This window comes from Thermodesulfovibrionales bacterium (genome assembly GCA_035622735.1).
Classification (GTDB): Bacteria; Nitrospirota; Thermodesulfovibrionia; order Thermodesulfovibrionales; family UBA9159; genus DASPUT01.
Map to the genome: position 1 here is coordinate 1 of DASPUT010000248.1, position 10286 is coordinate 10286.

8 protein-coding genes are annotated in these 10286 nt (G+C 53.1%); 4 read left to right on the forward strand and 4 right to left on the reverse strand.

Annotated elements, in window-relative coordinates; all coding sequences use genetic code 11:
• The 3 genes from VEI96_12845 to VEI96_12855 form a co-directional block, all read right to left on the reverse strand.
• Positions 1–706, reverse strand: a 706-nt coding sequence (locus VEI96_12845) for a family 1 glycosylhydrolase (GenBank protein HXX58880.1), incomplete at its 3' end; no start/stop codon positions are given.
• A 47-nt stretch (positions 707–753) separates the two neighbouring features.
• Positions 754–2490 carry an ATP-binding protein gene (locus VEI96_12850; protein ID HXX58881.1) on the reverse strand — a complete coding sequence of 579 codons (1737 nt, stop codon included), beginning with the start codon at positions 2488–2490 and terminating at the stop codon, positions 754–756.
• The gene (locus VEI96_12855) at positions 2487–3185 is read right to left on the reverse strand and encodes a response regulator (GenBank protein HXX58882.1); all 699 of its coding nucleotides are present in this window, start codon (positions 3183–3185) and stop codon (positions 2487–2489) included. The genes VEI96_12850 and VEI96_12855 overlap by 4 nt, the downstream gene beginning before the upstream one ends.
• Positions 3186–3439: 254 nt before the next feature.
• Here VEI96_12855 and VEI96_12860 point away from each other — a divergent pair, with 254 nt between their 5' ends.
• Complete coding sequence (locus tag VEI96_12860) at positions 3440–4252, forward strand: RNA methyltransferase (protein ID HXX58883.1); 813 nt, start codon at positions 3440–3442, stop codon at positions 4250–4252.
• A gap of 276 nt (positions 4253–4528) precedes the next feature.
• On the opposite strand, the gene VEI96_12865 is transcribed toward VEI96_12860, so the two are convergent.
• Complete coding sequence (locus tag VEI96_12865) at positions 4529–5158, reverse strand: hypothetical protein (GenBank protein ID HXX58884.1); 630 nt, start codon at positions 5156–5158, stop codon at positions 4529–4531.
• Positions 5159–6117: 959 nt separating this feature from the next.
• Between VEI96_12865 and VEI96_12870 the strand changes: the two genes are divergently transcribed.
• The 3 genes from VEI96_12870 to VEI96_12880 form a co-directional block, all read left to right on the forward strand.
• Positions 6118–7398, forward strand: a complete 1281-nt coding sequence (locus VEI96_12870) for an MFS transporter (protein HXX58885.1) — start codon at positions 6118–6120, stop codon at positions 7396–7398.
• 32 nt (positions 7399–7430) lie between these two features.
• Positions 7431–9566, forward strand: coding sequence for a glycosyltransferase family 39 protein (locus VEI96_12875; protein ID HXX58886.1), 2136 nt, complete (start codon positions 7431–7433; stop codon positions 9564–9566).
• Positions 9566–10286: glycosyltransferase family 2 protein (locus VEI96_12880; GenBank protein HXX58887.1), on the forward strand; the 721-nt coding region annotated here is incomplete at its 3' end. The genes VEI96_12875 and VEI96_12880, both read left to right, overlap by 1 nt.

Here is a 10286-nt window from a genome sequence, read left to right on the forward strand (position 1 = left end):
GGTTGTAGAAGTACTTCGCGATCTTCGCGAGGAGCCTGTCAAGGGGATTCCATCTCTTCCACGGGGCGAGGGCGGCCATGTTGTGGGCGACACTCACCATCGCGTCGGGCATGCTCGTATGGATGAGGTCGTACGCCTTCCCGTGGGCGAGAAGGATATTGTTCAATGCCCTGAGCGCCAAAGAAGCGTCCTTAACCCCCGGCGGCATGCATCCCTCAAGGTAGCCGCCGAGCAGGAGGACATAAGGTTCATTGAAGGTTATCCAATACCGCACGCCCTTCAATATCGAGAGGACCTTTTCGACATAGGCGAGAAATGTATCGACCGACGCGTCTTCATGCCAGGGACATTTCTTTAAGAACCAGAGGGGGTGCGTAAAGTGGTGGAGGGTCACCATGGGCTCGATGCGGTTCTCAGCGAGTATGTCGATGATCTCCTGATAATGCGCTATCGCCCTATCGTCCCAGACACCTTCCCGCGGCTGAATCCTGCTCCACTCCAGGGAGAAACGATAGGCATTCACCCCGAGTTCCTTGAGCAGGGCCAGATCTTCCCGATAGAGTCTATAGTGGTTCGTCACATCCGGTTTTTCACTGAGACGTGAATCCCATGAGGCCCAGTCTGCATTCGGCGAGCCCTCGAGCTGAAAGGCCGACGTGGCGACTCCCCACAAGAAATTTTCCGGGAATACATGCTTCTTCATCATGGAGATATGGACGGCGAGCGGTCGATAAGCAAAGGCTCAGAATCGTTTCATGCGATAAAGACCTTCACCCGTGTCCCCTTGCCGGGGGTGCTTTCTATCTGCATCTCCCACCCGTGGGCCCTCACGAGGTGTTTTACGATCGCGAGGCCGAGCCCGGTGCCTCCCATCTTCCGCGATCTCGCGGGATCGACCCTGTAGAACCGTTCCCCGAGTCTCGACAGATATTTCGGGGGGACCCCGATGCCCGTATCTTCGACGAATAAGAAGGTCTTCTCATCTTCTCTATCAAATCCTAGGGTGACGCCCCCCGATTCGGTAAACTTGATAGCGTTGTCGAGGAGGTTGGTCAATATCTGAATGAGCCGGTTCTTGTCGGCATTGATCTCCACGACTCCCGGCCCGTTCGAGACGGTCAGGGAGAGGTTCTTGGCATCGGCCTTGTCCTTGAATAATTCGAGGACATTCCGGAAGACATCATCGATGTCGGTCAGGGATTTTTCGACCCTTATGACACCGAGTTCGATCTTCGAGATCGTCATGAGGTCGTCCACAAGATCGTTTATCCGCTCGCTGTTGGACTTTATCGTTCCGATAAACCTTACGGCGTTTTCGCGGTCGTCGAGGGCCCCTTCGAGGAGCGTATCGGCAAAACCCTTGATCGCCGTGATGGGGGTCTTTATCTCGTGGGAGACGTTGGCGACAAAGTCCTTTCTCACCTGCTCGAGTCTTTCGATCTGCGTAATGTCGTGGAAGACCGCCACGAAACCGGAAAGTTCCCTCTCTTTGTAAAAGAGCGGCGACACCCTCACGCTGAGATACTTTTCTACGGGGGCGTCGATCCTGAATTCTATCATCCCGGGCGAGAGGGTTTTACGCACTTCATCCATTAAACCGGCAAATTCGTGATTCCGTATCACCTCGACGAACCTCATGCCGGACATCGGGATATCGCCAAAGAATTCCCGTGCGGAAGAGCTCGAAAGGGTGATGCTCCCCTTCGCGTCTATGATGAGGAGGGCATCGGGGATGCTCTTCAGGATGACATTGAGACGGCCCTTTTCCTCCTCGCTCTGATTCATCATGCCCTGCAGTTTGACGGACATAGAGGTGAGGTTCTCCGCGATCTCGTTGAATTCGCCGGCATTCCTCAGGAAGAGCCTCTTGTCTATTTCGCCGGCCGATAGTGACCTCGAGAAATCCGTAATCTGCCTGAGAAGTCGCCTCAGATGGTCTATCTGCCAGATCGCGCAGAGCCATGTCGCGAGAAGAATGATGCCCATGATGAAGATGATCTTGATCCTGAGAAGATTCACGGAACTGTCCACTTCCTTGAGCGGCACCGCGAGCCTTATGAACCCCTCCGTGTATTCTCCTTTAGAAACCCTCTTCGCGACATAGAGGAGATCGTATTTCAGGGTATCACTGTGACGAATCCCGGCGCCCGTCTCAAACAGGAGTGACTGCTCTATTTCGGTCCGGTGGAGATGATTATCCATACGGGCGGAATCGGCATCGGAATCGCCGATGACCCTTCCGTCATTCGCGATGAGCGTCACCCGCGCTCCGGTTTCTTCCTTCAATTGCCTGCAGAGGCTGTCCGAGCCGCTCTCTCTGAAAGATATGGTTTTCGAGATGAGGTTTATCTCGGCAGACAGGCTCTTCTTGAGGTTGGCGATATAGTTTGCTCTGACCGCGGAGGTTATGTAGACTTCACCGAAGACGCCCGAGAGCACCATGACGATGGCGTATACGATGAAGATGCGCCTGAAGATACCCCGCTTCATATGCCCGCGTCGACATAGTAGCCGATTCCTCTTCGCGTCTTTATATGCTTCGGGTTTGAAGGGTCGTCCTCGACTTGAGTGCGCAACCTCCGTATATGCACGTCCACAGTCCTCGGCTCGACGAAGGACTCGTCCTTCCATACCGCATCGAGAAGCTGCTCCCTGCTGAAGACCTTCCCTTTTCTTTCGACGAGGTAGAGAAGAAGCTTGAACTCGGTGGAACTGAGGGTCAGCGGCACATCCCTCTTGGTCACGGAATAGGTCTCCCTGTTGATCAAGAGGTCCCCCACCTTTATCACCTTCTCCACCGCTGGTTTCTCTGAACTCCTCCTCAAGACCGCCCGTATCCGCGCCACAAGCTCTCTCGGACTGAAAGGCTTCGATATGTAGTCGTCAGCCCCCGACTCGAGGCCGAGTATCCTGTCTACCTCCTCCCCTTTTGCCGTAAGCATGATTATCGGAACATTTTTTGTCTTCGGGTCGTTTCGGAGGATTCGGCAGAGTTCCATGCCCTGAATGCCCGGAAGCATGAGGTCAAGGATGAAGAAATCGAAGCTCCCCTTCTTCATTTTTGTGAGGGCCTCTTCTCCGTCAGAGGCAGACGAGACTTCGAACCCCTCTTTCTTGAGGTTATAGGAGACTAATTCGACAATATCCGGCTCGTCGTCGACGACGAGTATCTTCTTCTTGTCCATGGATAAATATTACACGGGACAATCGCAAGGATTCAAGGGCGGAGCGGGAAAATCACGGTAATCTACCATTCGATCCCTACGAAGTCACAGGCATTGAGAGGGAAGATCGTCTTTGAGGATGCCTCGATAGAAATGTGATTCCAGGCTTCTCCGACCGCATGACCGTGCGACCTGAACGACGGGTATGGCGGGAACAAAATGAATTTTCCCTACACGCTATGGTATCCTCTGAAAAAGGGAAGCCGCGAAAAGGCATGCGATATACCGACATAGCGAGCACGTCGAACCCCCGGGTGAAAGAGGCGGTCGCCGTAAGAGAAAAAAGGCGAAAGTACAAACATGAGGCTTTTCTCATAGAGGGCCCGCATCTCGTCGAGATGGCGCTTCAATCGGGGACGTCCCTGAAGAGAGTCTTCTTCACCGAAGAGTTTGCATCTCTTAGGCAGAGAACCCGCCTCTTGAAAGAGCTGACAAAGCACGGTGCCGAAATGTTCCGGATCACCGCTCACGTCCTCTCGATGCTCTCGGACACAGAGGCGCCGCAAGGCATCATCGCGACAGCATCTTACGAGCCCTCCGCCCTCGATACCCTGCCTGTACTTGAGAACCCTCTCCTCGTGATTCTTGACGGCATCCAGGACCCGGGCAACCTCGGCACGATCATCAGGACCTCCGACGCTGCCGGTGCGGACGGTGTAATCATGCTTCCGGAGACATGTGATGCCTTCATGCCGAAGGCGCTGCGGTCGTCAGCGGGGAGCATCTTCAATCTCCCCATCGTCTATTCAGAGGCGGCTACGTTAATTCCGTGGCTGAGGGGAAAATCCGTCTGCCTCTCCGTGGCCGATGTAAAGGCAACAACCGAAATCTACCAGGCTGACCTTTCTCAACCTTTGGCCTTTGTCTTCGGCAACGAGGCTCACGGGGTGAGCGACATCCTTAAGAAGGAGGCATCGCTTCTTATCAGGATTCCGATCTTCGGCAAGGCAGAAAGCCTCAATGTCGCGACATCGGCAGCCATATGCCTCTATGAAGCGGTCAGACAGAGGACATTTTCAAAGCACTAACTCTCTTGTTGTAGTAGTCCTTGAAGACGTTATAACAAAAAGCGATATGGGGATGACTGTCAGCTGATTTAAAGGTAACCCGCTCATTGCTACACGGAAAGAACGCTTCTTTCTCATATTGCCAGATGTCATTAGCACCGACAACATCACAGGCATGACAGATCGAAACTACTGCAGGTTTTCGAAAGAAAGACAGAGCAACGTTCAAAATCACCTGCCTGCGCGGCTTTTCGAGCAGGTCCGGTGCATTCCACTGTTGGGCGGCATGGCGCCACTTCACCTCCCATAGGTCCAAAGAACCATATCAATCTTGCGTGGCGTCCACATCGATGTGCCAAACGTTCGGTTGTTGTCATTCGCCTTCTGAGTAAGGATGCGGATCAACAGCACGCCATCCGAGATGCCCAAGTTGTCCGGGTTCATCATGGCTACGGCATCCGCGGCTGGAAGCCCAGGAACCAACCGGAGCGCCTTTACAACAAACTGATCCACCGTGGCAAAGCAGCGCGGATACATGAGAGAGAGCAAGCCGGACGCGCCAGCCGTTCCCAAGCCTCGGATGTTTCTTGCGGTTACTAGACCTCGCCTGATGTCGCTGCAATCCAATGAGAGTAACTGCAGCCGAATGTGATCCAGCTCATCAAGTTCGCCACCGTCTAGGTACTTCTTGAGTTGGATGGTTGTGGTCGCATAGCGATTTGGCGCGGTGTATTTCCAGCGAAAGTACTCGCCATGAAGGAAGTCATACCATCCGCGAGCGCTGAGGCCCCGCAGTCTTTCGACGTTCAGAGAGTCAAGGGCTCGTTCGAGTTCGAGATTACGTGGCTGAACGAACTGCCAGTAACGCTCAAGTGCGTGTTCCCAATCGCTCCGTTCTATCGAGTACCAAAGCTCTGCAATGTTCATTGTTCTGGCGAATGCGTGAGACGTAGAATGTTTATGCCGCCCAACGACTAAGCTAAGGGGCGCGGGAGCAATCGCGCCAAGACGGAAAAAAGAATAACGGCGAATCCCGTGTCCCTCTTGAGCGTTTTGTTATCTGATCTCAAGTTCTATTACATGTCCTTGAATAATTACTGCTATTCCTCGATTAGGTCTTTCTTTCCTCTTGTCTCATGCTCTATGGAACTTAACAGTTCATGCATGCTAAAGAGCAGGATCAAACTTTCACACACAAGTCTCCATAGTAGATTACCAATCAAAACTGCAGAGAATCCGTATAGAACACGTTCTGCCCCTGAGGTAAATTGCCTTACATAAAGCGCTGTGCTGCCGATAATCAGAATGATACCTATAACATAAATAATCTTAATCAGAACTGGGCTAATCATTTTGCGAAAGGAAAAAAATCTCCCATTGTCTAAGTTTCTCCCTTCTTATTTCTGTTTGTACTTATCTCTGGTCGTAATTACCAGATAACCAGTTATTAGCTAGTTAACTCGATAACTCCGGCATTTTTCATTCTCCGCAATCCACCATAGATGTCATGTCGGGTGTAACTACTTGAGTTATCATATTATCGCGGTCAAGCTAATATGACTTTTGTAATGTTATCGAGTTCTTCCGTCTACATGGGTCCCTTCCCAAAAAATACCTCTTTTATACTTCGACTATCGGACCGGTGTCAAGAAGAAACATTGATTTCTGGGCGTAAGGTTTGGTGGCTGACAGCTTCAAGGGATGAGGTGTTCAAGAAGAATGTATTCTCAGACAGTCGCTCATGAACGGTCTTACTTTCGGGTGGAATTAATTGTTGATGATCTACATTGTCCGCATTGTTAAGTCCTACACGCAAAACGGACTAAGGGGTTAATTGTTGATTTTTCGACTGGATGATTCCTTCATAATCTGATATCCTTCCCTTCATGGCGCCGCCGCAAACCACATACCGCAATCCATGGCTCTTCGTTCCGACACTCTATTTTGGTGAGGGTCTGCCCTACGTCCTCATCAACACGATATCGGTCATACTCTTTAAGAGGATGGGTGTGGACAACGCGGACATCGCCTTTTGGACAAGCTGGCTCTACCTTCCTTGGGTGATAAAGATGTTCTGGGCTCCGCTCCTCGATATCACATGGACCAAGCGTACCTGGGTGCTTGCATCCCAGGGGGCGATGGCGTCGATTCTCGTCTTCATCGCCTATGCGGTAGGCAGACCGGATTTCTTTTTCCCCTCAATCTGCGCGTTCATGGCCGGCGCCTTCATCTCTGCGACCTATGATACCGCCACTGACGGGTATTACATGCTCGCCCTCACGGGAAGAGATCAAGCCTTCTTCACCGGCCTTCGGTCCGGATTCTACCGGCTTGCGATGATTTTCGGTTCGGGGTTACTCGTGTATCTCGCAGGAGTTGCCGAGACCGTATCGGGGAGTATCCCTGCCGCCTGGATGACGATCCTCGGTATCAGTGGCGGGATCTTTATGATCGCCGGGCTCTATCATTATGCGGTTCTCCCGCACCCGACGACCGACCGCAGCCGTCTGACTGCAGGCGCCGTCCGAAGACCTGCATTCAGGGATGTCTTCTCCGCCTATTTTAGGCAGGAAAAGATAGGCGTTCTCGTGGCTTTTATACTGTTTTACCGTTTGGGCGAGGCGATGCTGCTTAAACTGGTCTCGCCGTTTCTGCTGGATGGCCGACCTGATGGAGGGCTTGGGCTTACCACATCGGAGGTCGGCCTCGTCTATGGTACGGTAGGCATTATCGCGCTGGTGCTGGGAGGAGTGCTTGGGGGCTGGCTCATATCCCGGTATGGACTCCGCCGATGCACCTGGCCGCTCGTGATCACGATGCACCTCCCTGACTTGTTCTTCGTCTACATGGCGTATGCACTGCCCCCCCTTGCGATGGTTTATCCTTTGGTGGCGCTGGAGCAGTTCGGTTACGGCATGGGGTTCACTGTCTTTACGGTCTATCTCATGTACGCTGTCAAAGGCCCGTACAAGACCTCCCATTATGCCATCTCAACGGGTATAATGGCGATCGGCATGATGCTCCCCGGGTTCATCTCCGGCTGGGTTCAACAAAAGGTCGGTTATCCCCTCTTCTTTGTAATTGTATGCCTTCTCACCGTCCCCGGCATGCTTACCATCCCGTTTCTTCCAAATAAGGAAGGAGCCGTCCCGAATAGCACACAATAATCGTCCGGCCTGAAATGAACGGGATTCATGCTGTGATATTATATAGCATGTCCGACTGGCTGACACAGCTCGACGTCAACTTATTCTTCGTGATAAACAGGGAGCTTCAGAACCGATTTTTCGATCTTATCATGCCGGTAATCACGAACAGGTCATACCTCATAATCCTTCCATTCGTCGTCTTTTTTCTCATCAAGGGGAGGAAACAGGCGCTCATAATCGTCGCCCTATCCGTCCTCGCTTTCATCCTGGCTGACGGAGCGGGGAATACCTTGAAACATCTCATCGGAAGAGAGAGGCCTTGCAACATCCTCGAAAATGTCCATCTCCTCGCCGGCTGCAGCAAATCTCCCTCGATGCCTTCGAACCATGCCTCGAACTCAGTCGCCTTTGCCGTCTCCTTCCTCCTTCTGGCGGGTCTCCGTCTGAAAAGCCTCGAGGGAATTTCAAAAAGACTCTCTTCTCTTCTCGCAGCATTCTTTCTCTTCGTCGCGGCACTCGTCTGTTATTCGAGGGTCTCGCTCGGGGTGCACTATCCGTCCGATGTCCTCGCCGGCGCCATAGTCGGCTCCTTTTCGGCCTTGTCCGTTGTCGCTCTCTACATCTGGGCGGAACGCCGTTACGAGGACCAGCCGCAGACAACGGTTCTCTTCGTTTTTCTCCTCGGGCTGAGTATCTTCAGGATCTACTACATCCTCCATGGCCCTCTCGACCTAAGCCCCGATGAGGCGCACTACTGGGAGTGGTCGCGGAGGCCGGATCTGAGCTATTACTCCAAGGGACCGATGATCGCGTATCTCATAGGTCTCGGCACGTTCTTCTTCGGAGATACTGTTTTGGGAGTCCGGTTCCTTGCCGTTATCTTTTCGGCACTCACGAGCATCCTGCTTTACAGGCTCGGCAGAGAGATGTACGGCGATGCAGCCGGAACCGCCTCTGCGATTCTCTTTCAGCTCATCCCGCTCTACTCGGCCTTCGGATTGCTCTTCACCATCGACTCCCCCTTTCTCTTCTTTTGGACGCTTTCGCTCTACCTTTTTTGGAAAACGATCCACCTCCTTCCGGGGGCCGGAACTGAAGGAGAGGCGCAGCGGGAGATCGACAACGCTTCACCCGGTATGGAGCGCGGGTCAATCCTTTCGTGGATTTTGCTCGGCGTCTCCATGGGCCTCGGACTCCTCACGAAATATACGATGGCCTTTTTTCCGCTCTGCGCGTTTCTCTACCTTATCGCTTCGAAAAAAGGGAGGGCGCTCCTTGGGACGATCCGGCCGTACCTGGCACTTCTCATCGGTCTGGTCATCTTCAGTCCCGTGATCGTCTGGAACGCGCAACACCAATGGGTGACGATCAGACACACCGCGGGTCAGGCGCACATACATGACGGCCTTCAGTTCTCCGCGGCGAGCTTCTTTGACTTTGTCGGCTCCCAACTCGGCGTGGTTACGCCGATCCTGCTCGTACTGGTCGTCATCTCCTTGTGGAAGGTAGCGGGCGGGGAGAAGAAGCGCTTCCTCCTCTGGTTCTCAGTCCCCGTGCTGCTTTTCTTCACCCTGAAGAGCATTCAGGGGAAGGTCCAGGCAAACTGGGCGATGACCGGCTACATAACGTGCCTCATCGCATTCTCAGCGGTATTCATTGTTCCCTGGAAAGAGAAGAGGTTTTCAGTGAAGGCATTAGTGATCGCCGCTACAAGCCTTTCCCTGACCGTGACCGCAGTCGCCCATTACCCTGCAATGCTCCATCTGCCGCTGAAACTAGACCCTTCGGCGAGGCTCCGGGGATGGAAGGACCTCGGCCGGGATGTGTCTCAGATTTACACCGACGCCCTGAAAAAGGGCGGGGCTTTCATCTTTACCGACAGTTATCAGGATTCGAGCGAACTCGCTTTTTACGTAAAAGGGCATCCCGTAACCTACTGCATGAACAGCGGGAGGAGAATGAACCAATACGATCTCTGGCCCGGCTTCGATCGCCTTATCCATTACCAGGGGATTTTTGTTACAATAGGCGGTGCTGCGCTGACCCCTCAGGTCAAAGATGCCTTTCTGGACTGTGAAGAACGTCCCGTAAAGGTCTTCGACAGGGGCAGACTCCTGCGGGAGTATTCGGTCTTCGTCTGCTCTAACTTTCAAGGCATGAAGGAGCCGGCGATAGGGAGCTACTGATGACGGTATCGATTGTTATTCCGGTTTATAATGAGGAGGAGAATGTCGAGACCCTCCACGAAGAACTCAAGGCCTCCCTTGAGGAGGCCGGCATTGAATACGAAATCATTTACGTGGACGATGGGAGCACCGACAGGACCCTCCCCCTCCTTGAGCTGATTCAGAGCCGAAGCCCTCATGTCATCGTCCTCAGCCTCAGGAGGAATTTCGGCCAGACAGCGGCCTTTGCTGCCGGATTTGATTTTGCCCGGGGAGATGTTATCGTCACCATGGACGGAGACCTTCAGAACGAACCGAAAGATATCCCGCGACTCCTAGAACTCATTAAGGATCATGACCTCGTGAGCGGATGGCGAAAAAAGAGAAAGGACCCCTTCTTCAGCAGAAGACTGCCCTCGACGATAGCAAACTGGGTCATCAGCAGGGTGACAGGGGTGAAGCTACACGATTACGGTTGTTCGCTGAAGGCGTACCGGAGGGATGTCATAAAGAATCTCCGGCTTTACGGCGAAATGCACCGGTTTATCCCGGCCGTCGCGAGCTGGTACGGGGTGCGGATCGCCGAGGTCGAAACAACGCATCATCCGAGGCGGCGGGGCAAATCGAAATACGGAATATCGAGAACCGTCAGGGTCGTCCTCGACCTAATCACCGTCAAATTCCTCCAGAGCTTCTCGACAAAGCCTCTGCAGTTCTTCGGATCCATAGGCATGGGGGGCG

Bases quoted from the DNA above. Each gene is read 5' to 3' on its own strand.
- VEI96_12850 (HXX58881.1), bottom strand. From the start codon at position 2,490: ATGAAGCGGGGTATCTTCAGGCGCATCTTCATCGTATACGCCATCGTC.
- VEI96_12855 (HXX58882.1), bottom strand. From the start codon at position 3,185: ATGGACAAGAAGAAGATACTCGTCGTCGACGACGAGCCGGATATTGTC.
- VEI96_12860 (HXX58883.1), top strand. From the start codon at position 3,440: ATGCGATATACCGACATAGCGAGCACGTCGAACCCCCGGGTGAAAGAG.
- VEI96_12865 (HXX58884.1), bottom strand. From the start codon at position 5,158: ATGAACATTGCAGAGCTTTGGTACTCGATAGAACGGAGCGATTGGGAA.
- VEI96_12870 (HXX58885.1), top strand. From the start codon at position 6,118: ATGGCGCCGCCGCAAACCACATACCGCAATCCATGGCTCTTCGTTCCG.